Source organism: Neobacillus sp. C211 (assembly GCF_051842875.1).
Lineage (GTDB): Bacteria > Bacillota > Bacilli > Bacillales > Cytobacillaceae > Neobacillus.
Genome location: NZ_JBPXRO010000031.1, coordinates 39,077 through 63,016, shown reverse-complemented (window position 1 = coordinate 63,016; position 23,940 = coordinate 39,077). Strand labels below are relative to the sequence as shown.

39 protein-coding genes are annotated in these 23,940 nt (G+C 37.3%); 37 read left to right on the top strand and 2 right to left on the bottom strand.

Translation table 11 applies throughout. The features are described from left to right. Nucleotides 1–575: 575 nt before the first annotated feature. The 10 genes from ACSU6B_RS23485 (at nt 576) to ACSU6B_RS23440 (ending at nt 7,062) form a co-directional block, all read left to right on the top strand. A complete protein-coding gene (locus ACSU6B_RS23485) occupies nt 576–1,784 on the top strand; it encodes a helix-turn-helix domain-containing protein (RefSeq protein ID WP_410888690.1) in 1,209 nt (402 codons plus the stop codon). A 98-nt stretch (nt 1,785–1,882) separates the two neighbouring features. Then, a complete protein-coding gene (locus ACSU6B_RS23480) occupies nt 1,883–2,422 on the top strand; it encodes a hypothetical protein (RefSeq protein WP_410888688.1) in 540 nt (179 codons plus the stop codon). A 42-nt stretch (nt 2,423–2,464) separates the two neighbouring features. Next, nucleotides 2,465–2,674, top strand: coding sequence for a hypothetical protein (locus tag ACSU6B_RS23475; protein ID WP_410888687.1), 210 nt, complete (start codon nt 2,465–2,467; stop codon nt 2,672–2,674). A gap of 230 nt (nt 2,675–2,904) precedes the next feature. Beyond that, nucleotides 2,905–3,702 carry a ParA family protein gene (locus ACSU6B_RS23470; RefSeq protein WP_410888685.1) on the top strand — a complete coding sequence of 266 codons (798 nt, stop codon included), beginning with the start codon at nt 2,905–2,907 and terminating at the stop codon, nt 3,700–3,702. Further along, on the top strand, nt 3,695–4,045 hold the full coding sequence (locus ACSU6B_RS23465) for a hypothetical protein (protein WP_410888684.1): 351 nt from the start codon (nt 3,695–3,697) through the stop codon (nt 4,043–4,045). The genes ACSU6B_RS23470 and ACSU6B_RS23465 overlap by 8 nt, the downstream gene beginning before the upstream one ends. A gap of 135 nt (nt 4,046–4,180) precedes the next feature. Next, nucleotides 4,181–4,351, top strand: a complete 171-nt coding sequence (locus ACSU6B_RS23460; RefSeq protein WP_410888683.1) for a hypothetical protein — start codon at nt 4,181–4,183, stop codon at nt 4,349–4,351. Next, nucleotides 4,351–5,001 (top strand): hypothetical protein, encoded by a 651-nt coding sequence (locus ACSU6B_RS23455; protein ID WP_410888682.1) that lies wholly within the window; start codon nt 4,351–4,353, stop codon nt 4,999–5,001. Before ACSU6B_RS23460 ends, ACSU6B_RS23455 begins: the two co-directional genes overlap by 1 nt. A gap of 212 nt (nt 5,002–5,213) precedes the next feature. Further along, entirely contained in the window at nt 5,214–5,408 is a 195-nt protein-coding gene (locus tag ACSU6B_RS23450) for a DpnD/PcfM family protein (RefSeq protein ID WP_410888681.1), read from the top strand. Between the two features lie 308 nt (nt 5,409–5,716). Then, complete coding sequence (locus ACSU6B_RS23445; protein ID WP_410888679.1) at nt 5,717–5,902, top strand: hypothetical protein; 186 nt, start codon at nt 5,717–5,719, stop codon at nt 5,900–5,902. A gap of 383 nt (nt 5,903–6,285) precedes the next feature. Further along, the gene (locus ACSU6B_RS23440) at nt 6,286–7,062 is read left to right on the top strand and encodes a hypothetical protein (RefSeq protein WP_410888677.1); all 777 of its coding nucleotides are present in this window, start codon (nt 6,286–6,288) and stop codon (nt 7,060–7,062) included. A 50-nt stretch (nt 7,063–7,112) separates the two neighbouring features. Here ACSU6B_RS23440 and ACSU6B_RS23435 read toward each other — a convergent pair whose 3' ends face one another. Then, the gene (locus tag ACSU6B_RS23435; protein WP_410888676.1) at nt 7,113–7,472 is read right to left on the bottom strand and encodes a helix-turn-helix domain-containing protein; all 360 of its coding nucleotides are present in this window, start codon (nt 7,470–7,472) and stop codon (nt 7,113–7,115) included. 309 nt (nt 7,473–7,781) lie between these two features. Continuing rightward, nucleotides 7,782–8,180 carry a helix-turn-helix domain-containing protein gene (locus tag ACSU6B_RS23430; RefSeq protein ID WP_410888674.1) on the bottom strand — a complete coding sequence of 133 codons (399 nt, stop codon included), beginning with the start codon at nt 8,178–8,180 and terminating at the stop codon, nt 7,782–7,784. A 269-nt stretch (nt 8,181–8,449) separates the two neighbouring features. On the opposite strand from ACSU6B_RS23430, the gene ACSU6B_RS23425 reads away from it, so the two are divergent. From ACSU6B_RS23425 to ACSU6B_RS23295, 27 genes are all read left to right on the top strand, one after another. Continuing rightward, nucleotides 8,450–8,677, top strand: a complete 228-nt coding sequence (locus ACSU6B_RS23425; protein WP_410888672.1) for a helix-turn-helix domain-containing protein — start codon at nt 8,450–8,452, stop codon at nt 8,675–8,677. Nucleotides 8,678–8,773: 96 nt separating this feature from the next. Next, entirely contained in the window at nt 8,774–9,016 is a 243-nt protein-coding gene (locus tag ACSU6B_RS23420; protein WP_410888671.1) for a hypothetical protein, read from the top strand. Nucleotides 9,017–9,104: 88 nt separating this feature from the next. Beyond that, complete coding sequence (locus ACSU6B_RS23415; protein WP_410888670.1) at nt 9,105–10,067, top strand: YqaJ viral recombinase family protein; 963 nt, start codon at nt 9,105–9,107, stop codon at nt 10,065–10,067. Further along, the gene (locus ACSU6B_RS23410; protein WP_410888669.1) at nt 10,064–10,204 is read left to right on the top strand and encodes an aspartyl-phosphate phosphatase Spo0E family protein; all 141 of its coding nucleotides are present in this window, start codon (nt 10,064–10,066) and stop codon (nt 10,202–10,204) included. Before ACSU6B_RS23415 ends, ACSU6B_RS23410 begins: the two co-directional genes overlap by 4 nt. Before the next feature lies 1 nt (nt 10,205). Next, entirely contained in the window at nt 10,206–11,027 is an 822-nt protein-coding gene (locus ACSU6B_RS23405; protein ID WP_410888667.1) for a recombinase RecT, read from the top strand. Between the two features lie 57 nt (nt 11,028–11,084). After that, complete coding sequence (locus tag ACSU6B_RS23400) at nt 11,085–11,915, top strand: hypothetical protein (protein ID WP_410888665.1); 831 nt, start codon at nt 11,085–11,087, stop codon at nt 11,913–11,915. Next, a complete protein-coding gene (locus ACSU6B_RS23395; RefSeq protein WP_410888663.1) occupies nt 11,857–12,654 on the top strand; it encodes an ATP-binding protein in 798 nt (265 codons plus the stop codon). The genes ACSU6B_RS23400 and ACSU6B_RS23395 overlap by 59 nt, the downstream gene beginning before the upstream one ends. A gap of 75 nt (nt 12,655–12,729) precedes the next feature. Continuing rightward, nucleotides 12,730–13,035, top strand: a complete 306-nt coding sequence (locus ACSU6B_RS23390) for a hypothetical protein (protein ID WP_410888662.1) — start codon at nt 12,730–12,732, stop codon at nt 13,033–13,035. Nucleotides 13,036–13,109: 74 nt separating this feature from the next. Further along, complete coding sequence (locus ACSU6B_RS23385) at nt 13,110–13,289, top strand: hypothetical protein (RefSeq protein ID WP_439277753.1); 180 nt, start codon at nt 13,110–13,112, stop codon at nt 13,287–13,289. Then, on the top strand, nt 13,283–13,474 hold the full coding sequence (locus tag ACSU6B_RS23380; protein ID WP_410888659.1) for a hypothetical protein: 192 nt from the start codon (nt 13,283–13,285) through the stop codon (nt 13,472–13,474). The genes ACSU6B_RS23385 and ACSU6B_RS23380 overlap by 7 nt, the downstream gene beginning before the upstream one ends. A 16-nt stretch (nt 13,475–13,490) precedes the next feature. Then, nucleotides 13,491–14,042, top strand: coding sequence for a Holliday junction resolvase RecU (locus tag ACSU6B_RS23375; RefSeq protein WP_410888658.1), 552 nt, complete (start codon nt 13,491–13,493; stop codon nt 14,040–14,042). Beyond that, complete coding sequence (locus ACSU6B_RS23370; protein WP_410888656.1) at nt 14,043–14,489, top strand: DUF421 domain-containing protein; 447 nt, start codon at nt 14,043–14,045, stop codon at nt 14,487–14,489. A gap of 21 nt (nt 14,490–14,510) precedes the next feature. After that, nucleotides 14,511–14,978 (top strand): sigma-70 family RNA polymerase sigma factor, encoded by a 468-nt coding sequence (locus ACSU6B_RS23365; protein WP_410888655.1) that lies wholly within the window; start codon nt 14,511–14,513, stop codon nt 14,976–14,978. Between the two features lies 1 nt (nt 14,979). After that, entirely contained in the window at nt 14,980–15,204 is a 225-nt protein-coding gene (locus ACSU6B_RS23360) for a hypothetical protein (protein WP_410888654.1), read from the top strand. A 16-nt stretch (nt 15,205–15,220) separates the two neighbouring features. Further along, a complete protein-coding gene (locus ACSU6B_RS23355) occupies nt 15,221–15,769 on the top strand; it encodes a hypothetical protein (protein ID WP_410888653.1) in 549 nt (182 codons plus the stop codon). Between the two features lie 75 nt (nt 15,770–15,844). Then, nucleotides 15,845–16,669, top strand: coding sequence for an ATP-dependent DNA ligase (locus ACSU6B_RS23350; RefSeq protein ID WP_410888652.1), 825 nt, complete (start codon nt 15,845–15,847; stop codon nt 16,667–16,669). A gap of 211 nt (nt 16,670–16,880) precedes the next feature. Continuing rightward, nucleotides 16,881–17,606: an alkylmercury lyase family protein gene (locus tag ACSU6B_RS23345; protein WP_410888651.1), complete on the top strand. Its 726-nt coding sequence runs from the start codon at nt 16,881–16,883 to the stop codon at nt 17,604–17,606. A 77-nt stretch (nt 17,607–17,683) separates the two neighbouring features. Then, nucleotides 17,684–18,082, top strand: a complete 399-nt coding sequence (gene merR1 / locus ACSU6B_RS23340; RefSeq protein WP_152116499.1) for a mercury resistance transcriptional regulator MerR1 — start codon at nt 17,684–17,686, stop codon at nt 18,080–18,082. Nucleotides 18,083–18,095: 13 nt separating this feature from the next. Beyond that, the gene (locus ACSU6B_RS23335) at nt 18,096–18,365 is read left to right on the top strand and encodes a transporter (protein ID WP_410888650.1); all 270 of its coding nucleotides are present in this window, start codon (nt 18,096–18,098) and stop codon (nt 18,363–18,365) included. Further along, entirely contained in the window at nt 18,362–18,664 is a 303-nt protein-coding gene (merT, locus tag ACSU6B_RS23330) for a mercuric transport protein MerT (RefSeq protein ID WP_410888649.1), read from the top strand. The genes ACSU6B_RS23335 and merT overlap by 4 nt, the downstream gene beginning before the upstream one ends. Before the next feature lie 18 nt (nt 18,665–18,682). Next, the gene (gene merP, locus ACSU6B_RS23325) at nt 18,683–19,054 is read left to right on the top strand and encodes a mercury resistance system substrate-binding protein MerP (protein WP_410888648.1); all 372 of its coding nucleotides are present in this window, start codon (nt 18,683–18,685) and stop codon (nt 19,052–19,054) included. Between the two features lie 14 nt (nt 19,055–19,068). Next, nucleotides 19,069–20,964 (top strand): mercury(II) reductase, encoded by a 1,896-nt coding sequence (gene merA / locus ACSU6B_RS23320; RefSeq protein WP_410888647.1) that lies wholly within the window; start codon nt 19,069–19,071, stop codon nt 20,962–20,964. A 260-nt stretch (nt 20,965–21,224) separates the two neighbouring features. After that, nucleotides 21,225–21,410 carry a hypothetical protein gene (locus ACSU6B_RS23315; RefSeq protein ID WP_410888646.1) on the top strand — a complete coding sequence of 62 codons (186 nt, stop codon included), beginning with the start codon at nt 21,225–21,227 and terminating at the stop codon, nt 21,408–21,410. Nucleotides 21,411–21,417: 7 nt separating this feature from the next. After that, the gene (locus tag ACSU6B_RS23310; RefSeq protein ID WP_410888645.1) at nt 21,418–21,561 is read left to right on the top strand and encodes a hypothetical protein; all 144 of its coding nucleotides are present in this window, start codon (nt 21,418–21,420) and stop codon (nt 21,559–21,561) included. 310 nt (nt 21,562–21,871) lie between these two features. Further along, a complete protein-coding gene (locus ACSU6B_RS23305) occupies nt 21,872–22,366 on the top strand; it encodes a ParB N-terminal domain-containing protein (protein WP_410888644.1) in 495 nt (164 codons plus the stop codon). 8 nt (nt 22,367–22,374) lie between these two features. Continuing rightward, entirely contained in the window at nt 22,375–23,433 is a 1,059-nt protein-coding gene (locus tag ACSU6B_RS23300) for a DNA cytosine methyltransferase (protein WP_410888643.1), read from the top strand. Next, nucleotides 23,405–23,932, top strand: coding sequence for a ParB N-terminal domain-containing protein (locus ACSU6B_RS23295; protein ID WP_410888642.1), 528 nt, complete (start codon nt 23,405–23,407; stop codon nt 23,930–23,932). The genes ACSU6B_RS23300 and ACSU6B_RS23295 overlap by 29 nt, the downstream gene beginning before the upstream one ends. Nucleotides 23,933–23,940: the final 8 nt, after the last annotated feature.

Genomic DNA, 23,940 nt, shown 5'->3' with positions numbered 1-23,940 from the left:
TTAAAACAAGATCTTGAAAACATGGCACAAAAAGACAGGATTTTCGCACGGGTAATGCTCCTTTCAGTATGGCTTTAAAGAACGACCGTTCGATAAATTAAGAATTTTTCAAGCGATTACTTTCATTTTAAGGGAGAAGCAAACAAATTGCTAGATTTTCAGAATAATTTATTCGCAAATAGAAGTAAATTTTTATCGACATGTATTGTCATTTTATGCATAATGAAAAAGAGGACTTCTCCAATATTGGAAAAATCCTCTACAAAAAAGTACACGGAATGCGAATTTTGGTGTATAATGAAAGCAATTTAAAATACATAGAAACAGCAAAAATCCCCTTAAGCTGCTACCGACCAAAGTTTTAGCTTAAGAGGATCCCGGTTAGGTTCCCAATCCAATAAAGGAAAAGGTTATTTTTTGTTGCCTTTATTAACATTAATATTTACGTCTATTATATCTTATGCGGAAGAAGTTCGCAATAGGTATGATTTTTAAATATTGCCTTTTTTGGTAGTTTATATATTGGGAATCTCTAACTCTTTGCTTTCCTATGGGAAAAGGAAGGGTTTTTTGTCATGGCTGAAAATAATGAATATAAAAATGGAGAACAAGGTTTAATAGCAAAATGGGGAAATGAAGTTTTTGATGATGGTGTAATGAATGCACCCATGTGTATAACAAATTATGGTTATAGATTTGTAACCGGTGGAGAATTTTCTTTTATCATGTGTTTAATGGGTTATAAATATGATAATCGAAATCCATTTCCGTCACAGGAAACGATCGCAAAAAAGATGGGTGTCCATGTGAAGCAAATCGAAAGATGGGTAGATTCATTGTTTAATAAAAAAGGATTAATCAATATTTATGAGCGTCATTTGCCGGATGGAACAAGAACTTCAAATGAATATGATTTTTCTCCGTTGCTAGAAAAATGTTTAGAGGTAAGCAGAAAAGAAAATGCCGAAAAAGAGCCAGAAGTAACGAAAACTAAACGTGAGCGATCTAAAAAGAATAAAGAAAAATCAGTTAAGAAAACTGATGAAAAGTATACCCAACAAAATGTAGGGGGTACTGAAATCAATCCCCAACAAAATGTAGGGATGGATAAAGACAAAATGTTGGGTTGGAATGAGACAGAATGTAGGGATGGATTAGGACAAAATGTAGGGCTAAATAAAGAAATTATTAATAAAGAAAATCTTAATAATATAAATCTAAATAAAGTTATTGATGATGAAGGGCTTTCGCCTTTAGGGGATGATTCTTTTAATCTAATAGCTAAAAAAGAATTTGAAGAACGATTTCAAGAAGTATTTGACCGAGACATGTTCGAGGCAATCTATCAATATGCGGAATCTATTGGAATCTATTTCTTTACTGCTAATGAAGCAGAGCGTCAATATCAGTTCATGTTAAATGTTAAAGGCGAAGAAAATGTTGGGGATTATCCAACTTATTTTGTAAATGGCATTGTGCGTAATCGTAAGTCTAAAAAAGGGGCTCTTTCTAAGCGTAAGATCAAAAAGGCTGAGGAAGAACTTAAAAAGAAAAAAGAGGCTGAGCAGCAGCAAGAGTTTAAGGAGCCAACGGTGCCTATATATAATTGGTTGGAAACTCCGTCTGATAGTGAAAGAAAAATTGAGGATAAGCCAAAGTATGCTAAAACCCGTAATTCTAGTTATCAAGGAACTGATATTAGTAAATTAAAGTTTAAAGGGCCTGCTTTTGAAAATCTTGATGAAATTAATTTTGATGTAGAAGATGAAGATCTGCCGTTTTAATCGGTATTATTCACCATCAAAATGTTTTTAAATGCGCGGTAAAATAGATTCAGAGCCTTCTTCGGAGGGTTCTGAAAATTTTCGGAAGGTGTGGAAAGATGGATAAATTATTTTCAGTAGTGTTTGCTGGTGATTACGGTGCGATAGTTAAATCTAAAGATGATGATCTGGATAGCATTTTAACTATTGTGGCGAAAAATATGTTTGAAACTGATAATGATGTGGTGAATGAAATCAATTCATTTTCGGTTAATATGAGCTTGATGGAGAAATTTTTCCGTGATGAACATGGTCATTTTTATGATTCATTTGGCGATTATAAGCCTCATATTAAAGCTATGGAAGCTGATGAAGCTCATGATTATATGGATAATCATGTTGAAAAAAATGTGAGGTTATTTTTTGGTGATCAATTAGCAGAAGAATTTATGAGAGAATATAAAAAGAGCATAGAGCACAATAAAAAATATAATGGTGAAGATGTTTGGGAGGATTATAAGCCACAACTTTCTGAAGAATTTTATATTGAAGCAATTAAATTAATCATTAAATCAGAATCGTATTTCGGAGAAATCTTTGTTGAAGAAATAGATTTAAAGAATTGTGATATTCAACAAATTAGCATAGGTGAATTGTAGCTGGGGCTTTGCCCTGGCTTATACATAAAAGGAGTGGCTGCTATGCGTTATTATTTGATTGATCTTGAAAGGACGATTTCGAGCCGAATGGTTCATTACTGGAAGGCTAATAAGCGCGGATACTCTCCATTGATTGAGGAAGCGGGCTTGTATTCAGAAGAAGCAGCGACGGAGATCGTTGAGGGCGATTTTGATAAAAGAACGGTTATGGTCAGTGAAGATACGGTAAAAGGCATTTTAAAGAATACATAAAGAAAAGCGGCGGGATGTTTCTTTTTATGTGGTCCGACAGCAGCAGGCGTAATGTGAGCCGTGAGGTCGACGGTGCGGTCTTGCGGCGACCGTGCGGTCAATGCAAGGCAATTGGATATATAAAAGTGAGAAATAAGTCGAAGTTCTCTTAAAGGGATTTTGACTAATTTTATTGAAGTTTATAATAGGAGTACAAGCTTTATAAATATGAATTTATGGGGGAATTTCGTGTGTCGGCGAAAGTGATTACTATTGGTCTCCAAAAGGGAGGCGTAGGCAAGAGTACCACAACGGGCATTCTGGCTTATTTAATGGCTAAGGAAGGTAATAGGGTGCTTGTGGTTGATATGGACGGACAGGGCAACGTGAGCGATCTTCTTCTGCAGTTTGATGATATTGAAGATATTAATGGCAGCACGATCATTCAGGCTTTTGAAGTCCAGAATATTAAACCGTTTATTCATAAGACGGATGAACCAAATATTGATGTGGTGCCAGCGGATGATTTTCTGGCTACGTTACCAAGACTGCTTTATACAGATTCATTATATAAAAATGATAATCCGAATATGGCTTTACTTAAATTATTGGATCCTATCAAAGAGGATTACGACTATATTTTAATAGATACGCCTCCAAGTCTTTCAGAAATGACGGCTAACAGCATTGTGGCCAGTGATTATGTGATTGTATTGGCAGAAGGTTCTAAATGGGCGTTCACGGCGATTAAACGCTTTGTGGGTACTATCGAGCAAGCTGAGAAAGTAAAAGGGCAGGATATTGATGTTATGGGCATATTAAGGACCATGACAGATTCCCGTCGTACTGATGTGAAAACATATGTGGAAGTAATTGGGGAGCAGTATTCCGAGTTAATCTTCGATACAATAATAAAAAGGAAAGCGGCAACTGGCCGTATTGCCATAGAAGGTTTATTCGGTAATTCAGAACTAAAAGAAGCTTTGGATCAATATTATAAGTTTTATGATGAAGTGAAGCAGCGTGTGGGGGTGAAAGTAAATGGCTAAAAAATCGGTACAAGATAAAATCCGTGAACAGGCGGAACGAGAAAAACAGAAAAAGGCAGCTGATCAAAAGGCGCTTTTAAATGAAAAAGAAGGAGGAAATCCCGTGTCAATTGTAGTTTCAGAGCCCAATGTTAATAATAATATTATTGATGATATAAATATTGATGAAATTATTAAGCAAGATAGAAATACAAAATCAGATAAGCAATTAGTAGGTATTTATTTTGATCCGGATGTGAAAAAAGCTTTGGAGAAATATCAGAGAAAAGAAGGTAAGGGAGCAAAATCTTCTTTATTGAATGATCTGGCAAGAGCGGCAATGAAGCAAAAAGGATTTTTATAATATTTCTGTCTTTTCCAGTGAAGGTTCACAAATTGTGAGCCTTTTTTCTTATTTTTCCCTTTTTTTTGAGAAAAATGAAATATATTGTTTCTCTTTTTGCGAACTTTCTTTATACTAGGAAGGGAGGAAGTACTCATGATGTGTACTTATTGTTGCAGGCAGTTTTCGGAAAGCGAATTAAAGCCGATGAAATATGATGATAATCCTAAACTTAAAAGGGTGTATTGTCCTCGTTGCCTTCCAGAAGTGGAGGAAGCTCACTGGACGTTGCCCTGGGTTAAAAAGCAATGGGAGGAAAAAGAGTAATGTATACTGAGCGTCAGGCTATTCAGGATGAACTTCACGACAACCGGAGGCAAATAACAGAATTGAGAGATCGTAATGGTGATTTGCTTAAGAGATTGAGAGAGATTGATGAAAGAGATATGAAAGATGATGTTTCATATGACGCATTAAATTCTCTCACAAGTAGTTTAACTGAGGTAATAGATAAAATATCTGATCTTATTCCTTTTGTGCCAGCAACGGCCGTGATCGAGCATATTGCTAATCAAATGAATGAAGCAGGGCAGCAGGTAGTGGTGGATAATAAGGAGGCTGAGCCTCAAAAAGTGGTTCAGGAAGCTGTTCAAAAGGCAGCGCAAGAGGATAAATTACATAAGCAGCCAGAAAAATATTTTAGTGCGGAACGAACTTGTTCTGTTATCTTTCAGATCGTTCAAGAAAAAGGAAGAATTAAAACAAAGGATCTCGAAGCTGAGTTTTATAAGCGAACTGGGAAACGATATGTAAACTTCTCAGAACAGATCCGAAAGGCCATGGAGCAATTTCCATCTCTTGAACGTGTGGGCCGTGGTGCTTATCAAGTTAAGAGTAAAAAAGAGGATCAAATGATCAATCCAATCTTTTTAAATAACGTTGAAAATAGAGAAAATAAAGCGGCTGCTGTGATATAATAAAGAAGGATCTTTTGTTAACGTGCCGACACACGAAAACAAAAAAAGAAAAGTCTGTCTATCCCGAATAGATGGGCTTTTTCTTTGTTTAAAAGGTCAAAGATAGTCAAGAAAAGCGGTAAAAACTGGAGCGCTCCCTTTTTATATTTTGCACGGCATAATTATTAATGTTAATAAAAACATTATTATTAAGGAAAGGGAGTTTTTATATTATGAAGAAGTATGTTGTTAAGATCGTGGAGACTTTAACTTATGAGATCGAGGTTAAAGCGGAAAATGAGGAAATGGCAGAAGATAAAGCTTGGGATTCATTTGAATTTAAAAACAATCTTCATAAAGACAATGACGCAGAAGTGGATTATATAGAGGAAGTTGAAGATGAAGAAGATGTGAAGGAAGCCGTTTAAACCACGTGAGGCGACTTAAGGAAAAGCTGGAGCATAATTGCTTCAGTTTTTTTTCAGTCTCAATGTGGGCTGTTTGTGGTAGTTTTAAAGTACGGTGCGGAAACACCGTTTGTTAGATTCTAGTTGGTTGTGCTAGATTGCATTATTTTCTTTAACTTAAAATGGATCTTCTCGAAAAAGGTTTTGCCCAATCTGGGGGGCAAGGCCTTTTTTCGTTGGAAAAATTCACTGGCTGAAAATCGTATCATATCACGGTATATTATTAATATAAACATTAACAATAATATTAATAAAAAAGGGGAATGAACATGAGCCAATATGCTAAAGAACTTAAATTCTATGAGCAATTTGAAGAAATGATGAAAGCTAATAATCTTAAAAGATCTGATGTAGAAATCGAAGGTAATGACGCAACGCTTTATGATGAATGGGGAAAGCATTTTTTTGAATTAAGAGAAACAGAGTGGGTTTTTGTAGGTGATAAGCAATGGTAGTTTATAAGGCAACGATTCGTAAATGGATAGATGATTCAATTTCGATTATAAAAGTGGAAAAAGTAAATTGGAAAAAAATACACAAAGCGAGGAAAAAATAATGAGGTTGTATTTGATTAATAAGAACGGAAAAAGAGTGGAATTGGAAAAAAAGAATAATATAAAAGCGGAGAAATGGGTTCAATATTGTATCTCCTTTTTTAAATGAGAGTTCAGCATTTATAAGACTTGAAAAAGAGGATGGCACTGTTATAGAAAAAGGATAGAGAATATTTGTTCTCTGTCTTTTTTTGTTGTTTTTTTGAGAAGTGAAATGGTAAAATGATGGGAGCCTATTCTCAATTTGGGAATTTTTTTGGTTTTACAATGGGGGTGTTTATAAGATGAAAAATTTCACAGAAAATTATGCGCTTAACAATCTCAGTAAAAGAGTAATTGAGTTTATTAGAGAATTAGAGCAACCCCACAGGGATTCAAATAAGAAGGATTTTGAAGGCCATTTGGAGCGACTTTATAAAACCGGGGAATTTTCCAAGCAAGATTATTTGTTTGCAAAAGCTCGTATTCTGTTAAATCGGTTTTGTTATGACGTGGAAAAAAAGATTGGCAGAGACGTAAAAGTCGGAATTCTGTTTTATTGTCAGGATCGGAAGCTGCTTTGTTATGGAGCTGGTGCTCATTATCCTCAAAAAATGAAAGAATATTGTGTTCTGCAAAGACCATCCCTCGATTTAGAATCGAGTATCCATTATCAAAACGATGTTGTCCGTTTAAATAATATCGACGATTGGTACTCAATAGATTCCGATAGTCAAAATTTTGTACCCCTTTTTAAAGAATGTGGAATAAAATCGATGTTCAGCAAAAGAATGCGATTAAATGGTTTAACTTTTGGAACGATAGAAGTTTATTTTCCTCATTATGACGGGATCACGGACGAAGAAATTTTATATATTCGTGAGAAGCTGCAACCGGTGAAAGAAAAGCTTTATCATATTCGTGAGGAAATGATTGAAGCAGTGGAAACGGCTATTGAAAGAATGGGACCAGAAAATTATTCAAATAATACAGCTACTTTTTTAACATTTTCAGCAGCGTGTCTATTGCCAATATTAGAGGGGATGTTCCCATTGGCTGGAAAGTTGATCAATATAACGTAAATAGAAAAACTACCTTTTTCTTAATCATCAGGATAGGTAGTTTTTTTATTTCAACCAATATGATTATTCGATAAATCTTTTCTGGATTCTCGTTTATCTTTAATTCGTAATTCAAGAAGTTGTCTAATTACGTTGAGTTCATCTTCTCTAAGGGGTTCTCCATCCCAATGCAGTGTTTTGGAGTTTAAGATCTTTCTCATATTAGAATTGTCGCTTTGTCTTCCGTAAATATCATCAACTGAAACGTCATAAAGATCTGCAAGTTTTTCTATGGTGTTTGGGGAAGGTTTTCTGGTTCCCTTCTCATAAGCACTTACGGCTACTCCGGTAAGAGATAGATAGTCTCCGACTTCTTTTAAAGTCATCTTTTTCTGTTTTCTTAATTCTTTTAATCTTGATCCAATCTCCAACTTTTTCACCCTCTTTTCAAATAATATATCGTAAGTTGGTTATAGGTCTAATGTACTCTATTCGAGAATATAATCAATGTTTTTGTTTGTTTTTTCTTGCAAAACCAAACAAATTGTTAATATACTAGAGAAAAAGTTCTCTAATTGTTAACTATTTTATCAGAAAATAAGTATATTGATAACTAGATATTAAATAAAAATTTCCAATTCTAAAAATTTAATATTATTAAAATCTTTGTCAAAATCGAGGAAAATTTAGGCATAAAAAATAAGCCTTTAAAATTCAAAAAAAAAATAAAAGTTTCTGAATTATATATGATTAGGTTTAGGTTCAGGTTCTTGTTCTAAATTTGAGATTTCTAAATCTTTATTAGGATCCATTTTATAGATTGTATCTAAGTATTTTAATAAAAGTTCTAAATCGTCATTTGTTAATTTTCTGCCTTTATAATGATAATCAGGTTCTTTTAGGATCTTCTCAATATCTTTAGAAGGTTCTTTTGGTGTTTTATCATTAGAAATTCCAAGTAAATAGTCAGCAGATGTATGAAATATTTCAGCTAGTTCATTGATCACTTTTATTTTTGGCTTTCTAAATCCCTTCTCATATCCTGCTATGGTAGATTTAGCCACACCGATTTTTTCTCCAAGTTCTTGTTGATTCATACCAGAAGCTTTTCTTAATTCTTTTAGCCTTTGAGCAAACATGCTCTCATACCCCCATTAACGAAATCTTAAACCTCATTTAATCAAATAATACCATAAAAATTCTCGATTAGTGATTCAAAGTTTACAAAAAGAGAAGTTTTTTTATTATATACCACAAATAGAGAACTTTTAATCCTAGTATTTTAAAGGATTATGTTACAAAAGTATCATTTTTATTTTTCTGATTATTTGGGTGGACAGGTTCCCACTTTGTGATTAAAATTAAAAATGGAAGTTCTCATTATGTGTATTAATTAGGAGGTTGTCAAATGGGAAAGAGAGAATGGATGATCCAAGCCCGTAAGGATAAGGGATTTGCTCGACAGAATCAATTTGCTGAGGCGGTTGGACTTTCCAAGAACTATCTTTCTGCAATTGAAAATGGGGAGCGAACGCCTTCTGGAAAGGCAGCGTTAAAAATTGCGAAAGCTTTAGATATACCAATGGAGCGCTTTTTTGAGGAAGATCAAGAAGTGTGCGAAAAAGTTCTCGATTAGTGAATTATTTTTGTGAAATGTACTTACAAATAGAGAATAACACGGCATTATTAATATTGTAGTTAATATTCGATATTGGTAATGGAGGTGTGGGATTTGGATAGATTCAGTGTTCCTATGTCTTGGGAATATCGAAGAAGATATGAGGATCCATTTATTGAGCCTGAGGAAGATGAAAATATTGTTACGTGTGCTGGATGTGGTGAATTGATCTTCAAGAGTATTGAAGAATGGGAAGAAATTGATACGGATGAAATTGTTCACCGTGATCATGAATGTATCGAAATGTTCCTTGAAAAAGAAAAGAGAGCAGCCGGCCAGGGCAACTCTCAAGGTTAGTCAAATCATCTTAAAGAGGACTGACCATATAATAGTTCGCATTTAGTGTAACATATGGCGGTCCTTCAATCAATTGGGGGAAGCTGGAATGATATTGAAGCTAAAAGCAAAAAAGTTTGCGGATTTAAGAGGTAAAAGCCATAAAGAATGGTTGGAGCTTAGATCTGCAGGAATTGGCGGATCAGATGTTGGTGCCATTCTTGGTTTAAATAAATGGAAAAGTCCTTTAAATGTTTATTTGGACAAAGTGGAAGAACCGGTGGAACAAGAAGAAAACGAAAAAATGTACTGGGGTAACGTTTTGGAAGATGTTGTAGCCAAAGAATTTCAAAAACGAACTGGATATAAGGTACAAAGATCCAATTTTATGTGGCAACATCCGGAGCATGAATTTATGTTGGCCAATGTAGATCGCTTTATTAATATTCCAGGCGAAGGCTGGGGAGTGTTGGAATGTAAGACAGCCTCAGAGTATAGGAAATCCGATTTTCAAGGTGAAACCGTAGATGAATCTTATTTATTGCAAATAACGCATTATATGGCCGTGACAGGGCTTAAAGTAGGCTATCTCGCTGTTTTAGCGGGTGGAAATGAATTTAATTATTGGAGAATTGATCGTGATGAAGAATTAGTGCAATTAGTCATAAATGAGGAAAAGAAGTTTTGGTTTGATCATGTACAAGCTGGGATTCCACCAGAGCTGGATGGATCTGACGCTTCAACGGCTCTTTTAAATATTCTATATCCTCCGGTTAGTGTGAAGGATGAAGAAGAAATTTTGCACTTGGACGAAAAGGCGGCTGAATTATTGGCTCAGTATGATACGGCTAAGGATTTGGAAGCTCAGTATAAAGAGCAAAAAGAGGAAGCAGCTAATAAGTTGAAAAATTTGATTGGTGATTATCAAAAAGCGGTGTGGGATGAACGGAAGATTTCATGGAAAAAGATTGAATCTTATCGTTTTAATAGAAAAGCTTTTGAAAAAGAGAATCCAGACGTTGCAGAAAAGTATTTAGAGAAATCAGTTTCTAGGAGGTTTTCTGTTACATGATGATAGCTGAGCAAATTGAGAAAACAAGAGAAATGATGGTTACAGCGGGGCAGATTTTTGGCTATACTGCCCCCGAAACTTTGGCTTTATCTCAGGAATTGGACGAACTTTTAAATACTTATATGGGGGAACAGTAAAATGACAAACCAAGAAAACAAAGTAAATCAGCAAAGCACGAAAGAAAAGTTAATGAATAAGCAAAATGGACAGGCTCCACAAGAAAAGAAGCAAAGCGGTCAAACGATCGGTGAAATTATCGACAAAATGATGCCCGCCATTAAACAGGCGTTGCCTCAGCATATCAAGCCTGAACGTATGGCACGGATCGCAATCACGGTTTTTAGAAATAATCCAAGGCTTCAAGCATGTACGCCAGTTTCATTCCTGGGGGCGGTTATGCAATCGGTTCAGCTTGGTTTGGAGCCAAATACAAATCTTGGTGAAGCTTATATTATTCCGTATGGTAATCAAAGTACCTTTCAAATTGGTTATAAAGGGATCTTAAAGCTTGCTTATAATACAGGGCAGTATCAAGCGATTTATGCTCATGAAGTGTATGAGAATGATGAATTTCATTATCAGCTTGGAGTAAATAAGGATATTTATCATGTTCCGGCGGATGTGCCTCAGGGTGAGCCGATCTATTATTATGCGGTTTATAAGCTGAAAAATGGTGGTTATGATTTTGCGGTTTGGAGCCGTACAAAGGTAATTCAGCATGCGGAAAAGTTTTCGGCGGCGGTAAAAGGCAACAGGGAATCTCCGTGGAAGTCTGATTTTGATTCAATGGCGAAAAAGACAGTGCTTTTACAGGCGTTAAAATATGCTCCGAAGTCAATTGAGTTTGCTAATGCGATTGAGCAGGATGAAACGGTTAAAACGGATCTTTCTGAAAAGGCGAAAAAGTTGGATGAAATTATTGATATTCCATTTGACGAAGGCGAACAACAGGGAGCCTAAAAGGATTAGGAGAGGCTTCTGGCCTCTCTATTTTTGTATATGGGGGGAGGGGGTATTGTGCAAGGCTGGATAAAGCTTCATAGGGAACTAATGAACAAACCTATTTGGCTCGAATCAACTCCTGAGCAAAAGGTGATTCTTGTAACTGTTCTTATGATGGCCAATCACAAAGGAAATGAATGGGAATGGAAGGGCCAAAGATATAAGGCAGAACCGGGCCAATTTGTTACAAGCTTGGAAGCAATAGCGAAAAATTCAGGCAAAGGCATTTCTGTGCAGAATGTGAGAACTGCTTTAAAAAGATTTCAAAAATATGAATTTTTAACAGACGAATCAACAAACAGAAATAGGCTTATAACCATTGTAAACTGGGGGATTTATCAGTCCGAGGAAGATGAAGCTAACAGGCAAACTAACAGTCAGCTAACAGGCAACCAACAGGCAGTTAACAGGCAACTAACAACTAACAAGAATGATAAGAATGAAAAGAATGAAAAAGAAGATATAAGTTCAAAATCCAAAAAGCAGAATTTTGAACAAGTTCATATGGATTTGGCTGAGTATTTATTAAACGCAATTAAAGAAAATCATCCTGAGTTTAAACAGCCTACTAATCTTGGAAATTGGGCAGTTACTTTCAGGTTAATGATAGATCGTGATAATCGAACAGAACAGGCTATTAGGAATTGTATTGATTGGGTGTCAGGGCATGATTTCTGGCACAAAAATATTTTGTCAGCTGATAAATTACGAAAGCAATATGATCGGTTGGTGATTGAAGCAAAAGAGGATAAAGCTAAATTTGGCGTTATCAATGGGGGGAAAAATAATGAGGACCATAGGTCAAGTTATGGGAAACGAGATTTTTCAAAGTACAAGTTTAGGTAAAGAGACTTGCGCAGGGTGTGGGCGCGAAGTGGAGATTATCGAAATGCCGTTGATGGGCGGTCCAAATAAGGGAAAGCTGATCCAAATGAGGCAAGGGTGTAAATGTGAAGATATAAAGCTCGCACAGGAAGCCATGGAGACGCATGAGAGGCTTAAAAGCAAAAAGCTGATAGAAGTCTTTGATACTTATTCTTTAGTGCCTCCAGAGCTAAGGGAAACGACGCTGAATGATTATAAACCACAGAATAAGGCTCAGGCTAATGCCAAGCAAGGGGCGGTCGATTATGTCCGTCTGTTTGATCCGAAGGTGCCAAAGAATTTGATCTTTTATGGTCCGTATGGAACCGGGAAAAGTCATTTATGCCGTTGTATTTCGCGGGGTGTTATGCAAAAGGGATATAGCAGTATTTTCATTTCCGTTCCTAAGCTGTTGCGAAAGTTGAAATCTACTTATAACAAGGATTCTGAGGTTACGGAAGATAAATTGATCTCAGCATTGGAAACGGTGGATCTGTTGGTGCTGGATGATATTGGAGCGGAATCGGAAACAAAATGGGTATCTGAAAAGCTGTTTGATATTGTGGACAGCCGGCAAGGGAAATCCACTTTATATACGACCAATCTTTATCCTGAGCAGTTGCTGGAGCGGGATGAACGGAACTTTTCAAGGGTGCTGAATTACGATACTACTCCATTTGAAATGGAAGGCGAGAATTATCGCTTACGGAAGTTTAAGTGATTGCTAGGTTGGGAGAAGCCTGGCACTCTTTTTTACAAAAAAACAATTGGCAAATGAGGAAAGGAACGGAAATTCATGGCTGAACATTATTATGGGGATCTCAACTTAAATTATGTGGCAATTGCTTTAAAAGATGTGATGAAGGAAAGAATCAGGCAATATGAAAAGTTTGGTTTGCAGGCGGATTTGTCCTGGGGTGAGCATATTGCCATTTTAGGCGAGGAATTTGGAGAAGCATGTCAGGCTTTAATGGGTGTCATGCAGCTGGATTCGGTAAAGGAAACGGATCAAGATGATCCAGAAATGGAATTGATTCATGTGGCAGCGGTTGCCGTGAAAATGGTTGAGCTGCTTCGTTTGAAGAAGGAAGGGCGGCTTTAATGTTATTTTCGCCTATCAAGCATTATGAATATTGTCGGCGGAGTATTTACGTTGCTTTGGAGGATGTGCCTGATTTGGATTTTTTCTGGGATTCAAAAGAGATTAATATGTTTGAAATTCTATGGAATCGGGAGCTTCCTATATCAGAAATTGCCGAAATACTTGGAAAAACAGAAATTAGTGTTTTGTTTTTATCAATGGATAGGATCTTAAAAGAAAAAATTGAGCCGAGAAAAGGATGGTGTTTATGGTAAAGCCACAATTAAAGCTGATCGTGATGGAAAAATCTACAATTAAGCTGCCAGATGAATTAATTGAAAAATGGGGAGAGTTTTATACGTCGGAGTATGTGAAAAATCATAGGCCAGATGTATATGAACTGGAGTTTATTGAGTTTATTCAAAAACAGGCGATCCGTTATGGCTATGCAGTTTCATAAAAGGGGCTGAGGCGATTTGAACTATCCGGGCAATCCGAAGCGAACGTATAAAAGAAGGGTGAATTATGCCAATCGAGGAAAAGCCTTTGAAAACGGGCTGATTGCTACAAATAACGGTTATCTGGCGAAGGGCTGGGGGTTTGTGGAGAAGGTGGAACCGGCGATTCAAATTCAGCAGGAGATTCCTCCAAATAAAGTGATCGGGTTCAAGAAGGAAAAAGGCTTTGTGGATTTCTTTGGCTGCTCCCACGGGAGGGCGTTGGCATTTGAAGCGAAGAAAACCAACAGCAGGACTAGCTTTCCTTTAAAGAATATCAAGGATCATCAGATGGAGGCTTTGAGATATTGGCAGGATCAGGGTGGTATTGCTTTTTTTCTGATCAATTTTGAGAAGTTGGAAGAATGCTATTTTGTGAAATATGAGCAGGTGGAAAAGTGGTGGATCGGACAGAAGCGGGGCGGCCGAAAGTCTATTCCTTATCAGTTTTTTTTGCTGGAGTGTGAGCTGGTCAAAAATCAGAGGGGTGTTCCTTATGATTACCTGGCATGTATCGGGAGGTTAGGATAGATGGATTATTTATTGATCATGGGAAAGCTTGCTTTTGGGTTTGCGGTTTTAATGATCATGATTCGATTAACCGGAAAGAAGGAATTGGCTTCTGCAAGTCCGTTGGATGTGGTTTATTCCGTTGGGCTGGGGGATCTGATTGTGGATGGTGCTTATGATGATAAGGTTACAATTCTAAAAATAGCCATTTCGATTGTGTTCTGGACTGTTTTTATATATGGCTTGGATTTTTTGGCTAGGCAGTTTAAATGGTTTGGAAAGCAAGTAAAGGGCAATGCTGAGGTTTTGATTATGGAGGGAAAGATTCTCAGGGAAGTACGAGACAGGCACAGATTGAGCCAAGATGAAGTGGAAAGCTTATTAAGGCAGAAGGATGTATTTGATATAAAAGAAGTCAAATTGGGGGTACTGGAGCCAAATGGCAGCCTATCAATCTTAAAAAAATAAAGGATCTGGAGGTGTGGCAGTATGTCCAAAGCGAAGCAGAGAAAACAGCAGCGGTTTAAGGTGATTGAAAATCACTTGCGAAATTACCGTAATTATCAGGCTGGCATTAAGAATCTTCAAATACAGTTGGATTACATATTGCCGAATATTACGGCCAAATATGAGATTTCAGAAGGATCCGTGGGTTCATTTGTCTTTAAATCAACGACAGAGGATTTTGCGATTGATCGGATCGAGGGAAAAAGGGCGTTACAGTTGCATGAGGATATAGCCATTTTTCAGCTGATCATTGATAGTATCGACAATGCGATTAAGGAGCTAGAGCCTCACGAAAAGGAGTTTGTGAAACTACGATACTTTCAAAACTGGACGTATGGGAAAACGGCTCTTGAAATGGGTTATACGGAAAGGAATCTGTTTTTTGTCAGGCAGAATGTCAGGGATAAGCTGATGATAAGTTTAAAAAATATCCTCAATTTGGAGGTTTGATATGAGGATTTATATCGAGGGGGAAATTTATGATTCACGATTTACTCCTATTTTAATAGAGTTGGATCCGGAGGAACAGATGGGCATGGGGCTTCCTGTTAATCGTATTCTGGCCACTCCTGTTTATATGACGGAAAAGGCAAAAATTGATCTGGCTACAAAGGATATTTCTCGGCTGGGGTATCTTGAAATGTTTATGGATACGGATGAAAGAAAAAAGAGGTAAGAGGGGGAGTTTAGGGATGATGGAGAGGCCTGAATTTAAAAAAGAGACGATTGCTAAGCTGGGCAGGGGTTTCCGTTTTTATAAAATGATGGTTAATGCCAAGGATATTAAGATTTCCAGTGATCATATTAAGGATTATTTTAAGCAGTTTTTTAAGGATGCGATGGCTGATATTCTTCAAAAGGATGATAATTTTAAGAAGCTGCAGGAACTGGAAAATGAGTTGATGGAAAGAATAACAGCGTATGACGCGACTTTAAAGGAAATGGAAACATTGGCGGGCATACAGTTGATGTTTTTGCACCATTTAGAGGACAGCTTATCATGGAAATTACGAGCGGAGTTAATGCAAAGTATCACAATGATAGAAAATGAGATCCGTGAAGAAATCATGACCATTCCGGATAAAAAAGTGGCGGATTATGCTAGACGTCAGGCGGAAAATTTATTTGCTTTAGAAGATCTAGTCATGAAGGAAGTGGCGCGAAGCTTTAAAGAGAAAGGAATGGAAGGAATGGTGATCGGGATCGGACTTCACGGCGGATTGAAGCGGTTTGATATTTGAGATTTCCATATATGTAAATTAGTTACCAATGAACTCGTGGTAATTGTGTCGTACAATTATCTTGAGGTGGTTTAAGTGTTTTTTTCACCAATGCTATTACAAAAATCTGAACAGCCGTTTGACGATGAGTCATATATTACAGAATTAAAGCTGGATGGAATAAGGCTGATTCTTTCGAAGTTTGATAATAAGATAAAACTTTATACTCGCCATAACAATGAGGTTACGGCTAAGTTTCCGGAGTTATTAACCATAGATATTCCGAATGGTACCGTATTAGATGGGGAAATTATCGTATCGGATTCATCAGGTAAACCGGACTTTGAAGCCATGATGTCTCGGTTCCAGTCCAAACGAAATAACCTTGAAGAAAATTGTTCTTTAAGTTATGTGGTTTTTGATGTCATTCAATATAAAGGTAAGTCAGTTTCTTCTCTGCCATTGATGGATAGGAAGCAGCTGCTAGACGAAATAATCACTCAAGATACAAGTCTAGTAGCAAAAGTTAAATATATAGAAGGATACGGTACTGCCTATTTTGATTTGGTCCGACAGCAAGGTTTAGAAGGCATAGTGTTGAAGCGTAAGGATTCGCGTTATGAGGTAGGGAAACGTAGTCAATCGTGGCTCAAGGTGATTAATTATCAATATGATGAAGTAATCATTACAGGTCTTAGAAAAGATGAATTTGGTCTGTTACTAAACTTTGCAGATGGTAAACCGGCCGGGGTTATGGAATTTATGCCACCAGCTGAACGTAAAAACCTATACCGAATGAAGAAAGTCGTTTCAGAGGATGATAAATTCATGTTTATCGAACCAATCAAATGCCGTGTGAAGTATAGGAATCTAACTAAAGCTGGGTATCTACGGATCCCGTCATTGGTAGAATGGAATTAAAAATAAAAAAAGGATGAAATCCAAATAATATGATTTCATCCTTTTTTATTTTATACATATACGAATATGACGGATTTCACCGGGCAATTCAGTTTAAGTAAAGTAAAATAATAAATTATACTTGACCCTGTACTATGGTACAGGGTTTATTCTGTACGGGAAGATAAATTTTTGTAAAGATTTGTAGATTAAATTAAGGAGGCTTTCCAACATGAACAAAAGTTTTAATGCTTCGTTAAAAGTTAAGGTTTTACAATCACTAGGTTTACCAGATGGAGGATTTGAAGAAAAAATCCGTTTATTGTCTCCTTCAGAGAATGGTATTCGTTTAGATATTCTTCTTTCCATGGCTGAAGGAAAAATCGTCAACATCAATGATTTAACTGTAACAGAGGAACAAATTGATGACCAATCTGCGCTTAGGCGTTTAAGGGAATTGGATTTAATTCACTGGGACCAAAACTCTGGGGATGTGATGGTGGCGTATCCTTTTTCCGGGGTTCCGACACCGCACCGGGTCACTGTGGCTGGAAAGTCGCCTGCTTATTCCATGTGTGCGATTGATGCTCTAGGCATTCCGTCGATGTTTGCAGATGCAGTGATCGAATCTGAATGTGCATTTTGCGGTGAAAAGATCACTATTGAGGTTAAAAACAACGTACCTGTTGCACAACCAAATACCGTGGTCGTAGGCTTGGGAACAACGGGTACTGCCAATAGTAACGCATGCTGCGAGTCTTCTTGCGGACCGAATGAGCCAACACCTGTTGCAACTAGTTGTTGCCCAGCCATTCAATTTTATTGCTCTGAGGAACATTGGCAAAAAGCGAATGGAAAGAATGCAATAACGGCGAAGGACAAGTTGACTCTTGCAGAAGCCTTTGAGGTTGGAACTGCTGTCTTTGGTGGCACGTTATCTGGCTCTAAGGGTGAGTAAAACCTCATGAATGAAGTAAACTATGTATTTATCCTGTACTAAGGTACGAGGTTTATGGAGTAAGTGAGGTGAGACGTATGCAGTTTCGTATCGGAGAACTGGCTGACAAGTGCGGTGTTAATAAGGAAACCATTCGGTATTATGAGCGTTTAGGCTTAATTCCAGAGCCTGAACGTACCGAAAAAGGATACCGAATGTATTCCCAACAAACGGTCGATCGATTGCATTTCATAAAACGGATGCAGGAATTGGGATTTACTTTAAATGAAATCGATAAATTGCTAGGGGTCGTTGATCGTGATGAAGTAAAGTGCCGTGATATGTATGATTTCACTGTTATTAAGATAGAGGACATTCAGCGTAAAATTGAAGATTTGAAAAGAATTGAACAAATGTTGATAGATCTTAAAGAAAGATGTCCCGAAAACAAAGATATTTATGAATGCCCTATTATTGAAACACTTTTGAAAAAATAAGAGGTGAAACAGAATGAAAAACACAATAAAAAGTTCAGGTTGGTTTCTTGTCGCGCTCATTACATGCCCGTGTCATCTGTTTTTACTACTTCCGTTGATTGCAGGAACAGCACTTGGGACATACTTCACGGAATATAAAGATTTAATTTTCATCTTGATGGGTCTGTTGTTTGTCTTTGCTCTTTTCAATGGTTGGAGGAAACTTGAACCAGAAACAAAAAAGGAAACAAAGAAAGATACAACAACACACGATTGCTGCAGTATGGAGAGGTTCAAGTCATGAAGGAAAAAGTCTCGCAAGTAGCCACAGTATTTTCAGCTTTTATTATGGCTTCATGTTGCCTGGGTCCATTGATTTTGATTCCCCTTGGATTAACTGGTTTTGCAGGGGCATTAGCCTTTTATTCATTGAAGTATCGTGTCTTGTTCAGCATTGTTACCATCATCCTTTTGGCTTACTCCTTTTATATGGTTTATGGAAGAAAAGGAAAAAGAAAAAGTTCTGTCATTGGCTTATGGATCACGACGTTTTTTGTTTTCGGTATGTTTCTTTTTTTATTCCTAGTTGAAGGTGGAATATAAAAAAATGAGGTGCTTTATATGAGAGTACAGATAATCAAGATTATGACAATATTATCCCTTTTGCTAGTGGTTAGTGCGTGTAGTAACGAAAAAACAGTTCAGAATACTAAAGAGTCCAAGAGTGAAGTGAAAACAGCTGATATGGATTCCAATAAGAATGGTAAACCTACTACTGAAACTGAGAAAACGGGTACATTCACGGTTTTAGGGATGGATTGTTGTCCACCGTCAGTTGTAACAGAAGTCCTGAAACGAGTAAAGGGCGTTGGCAAATCAGCCATTAAAGTCAGTGGCAGCGAGGCAGAAGTGACGGTTTCCTATGATGATAAGAAGACGGATTTAAACTCAATTAAGACGGCAGTGTCTAATTTCGGGCTTCCAGTCGAGTAAAAGGAGGGTTTTACATGAAAAAATATAGATTAAACGTTCAAGGAATGACTTGTACGGGATGTGAACAACACGTATCAGTTGCTCTTGAAAATGCAGGTGCTAAAGGGATTGAAGTGGATTTCCGTCGCGGGGAAGCGGTATTTGAGTTACCAAATGATGTAGAAGTGGAAATAGCGAAAAAAGCCATTGCTGATGTAAATTATCAACCAGGAGAAGCAGAAGAAGTTCAACCGGAGCAAAAGACGAATTCACTTAAAAAATATCGGCTAAATATTCAAGGAATGACCTGCACGGGTTGTGAAGAACATGTTGCGGTTGCTCTTGAAAATGTAGGTGCAAAAGGGATTGAAGTCGATTTTCGACGTGGAGAAGCTGTATTTGAGCTTCCGAATAGTGTAGGGATTGAATCAGCGAAACAAGCCATTGTTCATGCAAAATATCATCCAGGAGAAGCAGAAGAAATAAAAGAACAATCGCAAAATAAATCAGATGTTAGTTTTAATGATGAAGGTATCTATGATTATGATTACATCATCATCGGTTCAGGCGGAGCAGCCTTTTCATCTGCCATTGAAGCCGTTGCTTTAAACGCAAAAGTGGCTATGATTGAGCGTGGAACGGTGGGTGGAACTTGCGTTAATGTCGGATGCGTTCCTTCTAAGACCTTATTAAGAGCAGGGGAAATCAATCATCTAGCAAAAAATAATCCATTTGTAGGATTACACACTTCAGCTTCAAATGTTGATTTAGCGCCATTAGTAAAACAAAAAAATGAATTAGTAACCGAGATGCGAAATGAAAAATATGTAAATTTAATTGATGATTATGGTTTTGAATTAATAAAAGGCGAAGCAAAATTCGTAAATGAAAATACAGTTGAAGTAAATGGCAATCAAATCACAGCCAAAAGATTTTTAATAGCTACAGGTGCTTCTTCAACTGCACCTAATATTCCCGGATTAGATGAGGTAGATTATTTAACAAGCACAAGTTTATTGGAATTAAAGAAGGTTCCAAATCGTCTTACCGTGATTGGTTCAGGCTATATCGGCTTAGAATTAGGACAATTATTCCATAATCTAGGCGCAGAAGTTACTTTGATACAAAGAAGCGAGCGTTTATTAAAAGAATATGATCCTGAAATTTCAGAATCCATAACTAAGGCCTTAACAGAACAGGGAATTAATTTAGTAACAGGTGCAACTTATGTACAAGTAGAGCAAGATGGAGATATAAAAAAGGTTCACGTAGAGATAAATGGTAAAAAACGAATAATTGAAGCAGAACAACTTCTAGTTGCAACTGGAAGAAAACCAAACACAGAATCATTGAATTTACATGCAGCAGGCGTTGAAGTTGGTTCCCGTGGTGAAATTATTATTGATGATTATCTTAAAACGACCAATTCCCGAATTTATTCAGCTGGAGATGTCACTCTCGGTCCACAATTTGTTTATGTAGCTGCTTATGAAGGGGGACTTGCTGCTCGTAATGCAATTGGCGGACTAAATCAAAAGGTGAATTTAGATGTAGTACCGGGTGTTACGTTTACTTCACCATCGATTGCAACGGTTGGTTTAACAGAGCAACAGGCAAAAGAAAATGGATATGAAGTGAAAACATCAGTCTTGCCTTTGGAGGCTGTTCCAAGAGCGCTGGTCAACCGGGAAACGACAGGTGTTTTCAAATTAGTGGCAGACGCGAAAACATTGAAAGTGTTAGGGGCACATGTAGTGGCAGAAAACGCAGGAGACGTGATTTATGCTGCTACATTAGCTGTCAAATTCGGTTTAACCGTTGAAGATCTTCGAGGAACAATGGCTCCATATTTAACAATGGCAGAAGGATTGAAATTAGCTGCCCTTACGTTTGATAAAGATGTATCAAAATTATCTTGTTGTGCAGGTTAAGGCTCCTTTTCAGGAGCTTTTTTTATTACCTCTTTATTCAACAAACTCCCCACGTTAGTTGAAGTAGAGAGCCTTTATAAGGATTTCAGTTTTTGTTCAGTTTTTTAGCAGTATCATTACAGTTTTCGTCTTTGATATAAGGGTACAATGGTAATATAGCTATTCCCCCATACGAATCAGCTATCATAAGAAAAAGGGTGCTCCTCCCACACCTGGGGCACTCTTTTTTTATGTCTTTTTTAGGTAAAGGAGGGCTTTGGATGGATAAGCAAACGGAAAACCAAAGGGTTATAGTTTTGTGTAATCATTGCCAAGCTCCTACTAAACTGCCAAAAGAAATAGAATATAAGATTGCCCATTTTATAGATCTTCAATGTTGGGAGTGCAAAAAACAGGTTCCCATTACAAAGGATTTGCGTGCGTTTATATGGGCTACTAGGGAGTGACGGACCAATGAACAGATTAGAACAAATCAAGCTTTCTATCAAAAATGGCACATTAAAGTTTGAAGATATTGATTGGTTAGTGCAGCAAGTGGAAATTCTTCAAGAGCAAAATAAAGAAGAAACAGAGGATTTACAGGAACATGGTAAATAAAACGGATGAAAAAAAGAAGTGGTATTGTTTAAGAAATCGTAGGACTGGGGCAGAAATCAGAACTCAAAGTGAAGCAAGAGTTTTATGGAAATGCCTTTGCGGGTGGAAGATTGTCAGCATTTATGATCCTTACATTGATTAAACCATAATGTTAATAAAAATATAAATATTAATATTAGGAAGGACTGGGTGTTCCTTATGAAGGACGATAAGGTCCTGTTTGTGCTGTTTTTATTGGTTGCTTTTTCGACTGGTGTCGTAGGGGGCTTTGTTTGGTTTTGGGGAGCATTGTTTTGGTAGGAGGTAACAAATGCAAATCGTAAAAATGAAGATGGCCGACTTGAAGCCGGCGGATTATAACCCTAGAAAGATTTCAGGTTCTGATTTTGAGAAGCTCAAACGAAATATAGAGGTTTTTGGCTATGTGGATCCGATGATATGGAATAAACGGACACAGAACATAGTCGGAGGGCACCAACGATATAAAGCCCTGGCTGATTTAGGATTTGAAGAAGTTGATGTGGTAGTGCTGGATATGGATCTCACAAAAGAAAAAGCATTAAATGTGGCTCTTAATAAGATAGCGGGAGAATTTAATCTGGAATTGTTGAAAGATGTTCTCCTTGAAATTGATGTGGGCAACGTGGATATTGAGCTTTCAGGTTTTAGTCTGGATGAAATTGAGGGCATGATGACACGTTCTTATCAGGAATTTGATAATGATGAAGTGGATCTGGATGATTTTGAAGATGATAAATTCGATTGTAGGTGTCCAGAGTGTGATTTCCACTTCAATTCTAAGTAGGTGAAAAGATGAATTGGAAATGGTATCTGTCCGATTTAAAGGATGTGCCGAAAAATGGCTTAAAAGTGTTTAGCTGCTTCTCATGTGGCGGCGGGTCGACCATGGGCTATAAATTGGCTGGCTGCACGGTGCTGGGCAATGTGGAAATTGACGATAAAATGAATAAACTCTATAAGAAAAATCATGATCCGAAATACAATTTTAAAATGGATATTCGTAAATTCAAGGATATTCCTAATGATGAATTGCCAGAAGAATTATTTGATCTGGATATTTTGGATGGCTCGCCTCCGTGTTCTTCGTTCTCCATGGCGGGATCGCGTGAAAAAGGATGGGGCAAAAAGAAAAAGTTCAAAGAGGGTCAGGCGTTGCAAACGCTGGATGATCTGTTTTTTGATTTTATAGATGTAGTGGAAAAGCTTAAGCCGAAAGTGGTTATTGCGGAAAATGTGAAAGGCATGATTGCGGGTAATGCCAAGGGCTATGTCCGTGAGATTGTTAAACGATATAAGCAAGCGGGATATGAAACTCAGCTATTTTTGCTTAATGGCGCTCTAATGGGAGTACCACAGGCAAGGGAGCGGGTTTTTTTCGTTTCAAGGCGGATGGATCTGAATATGCCAAAAGTAAAAATGGATTTCAGGGAAAAGCCTGTGACATTTGGAGAAGTGGAAGCCAATATTTCAAGTTCCATAGGGAAGCCAATCAGCCAAAACTTACGGCAGTATTATTTTAAATGTTTGGCTGGGAAGTCTTTAAGCACGGTTCATCCAAAAGGATCGTATTTCAATTATTCTAAGCTGCATAAAGAGCGGGTGGCTCCAACGGTAACGGCAGCGGATAACAATTTAATGCATTATAAAGAAGCTTATTATTTATCTGATCATGCCATTATCAGTTTGCAGTCATTTCCACAGGATTATGATTTTATGGATCAAAAAGTGCAATATGTATGCGGAATGAGCGTGCCTCCTTTAATGATGAAAGGTGTGGCTGGTGAAGTGGTTCGTCAATGTTTTGGGAAGGAGTTAGCAGCACATGGAAACAGCAAGGCTGAAAATAGATGATTTAATTCCGGATACCCGAAATCCAAGAAAAGATTTAAGGCCCGGGGATTCTGAATATGAGGCATTAAGGCGAAGCATTGAGGAATTTGGCTATGTTTCTCCTGTGATTATCAATAAGCGAAATAATTTAGTGATCGGCGGACACCAACGGCTCAAAGTTCTAAAGGAATTGGGCTTTGATGAAATAGATGTGGTGTATGTGGATCTGGATGATGAAAAGGCAGAAATGCTTCTTAATATATCACTCAATAAAATATCGGGTGAGTTCGATATGGAAAAGCTGAGTGAAGTGATCAAGGATATACAGGAAGATGGTTACGACGCGACTTTAACAGGCTTTAGTTTGGATGATATTGATGGCTTAGTAGGTTCTTTTGATCCATTGGCTGAGGAAACAGAGGATGATTCTACTGATTCAAATGAAGATGATGAAAGTGAGCCAATGGTGGTCTGTCCGAAATGTCAGCATGTCGCTCCAAAAGATGATTTTAAGATTTGAGGTGATAC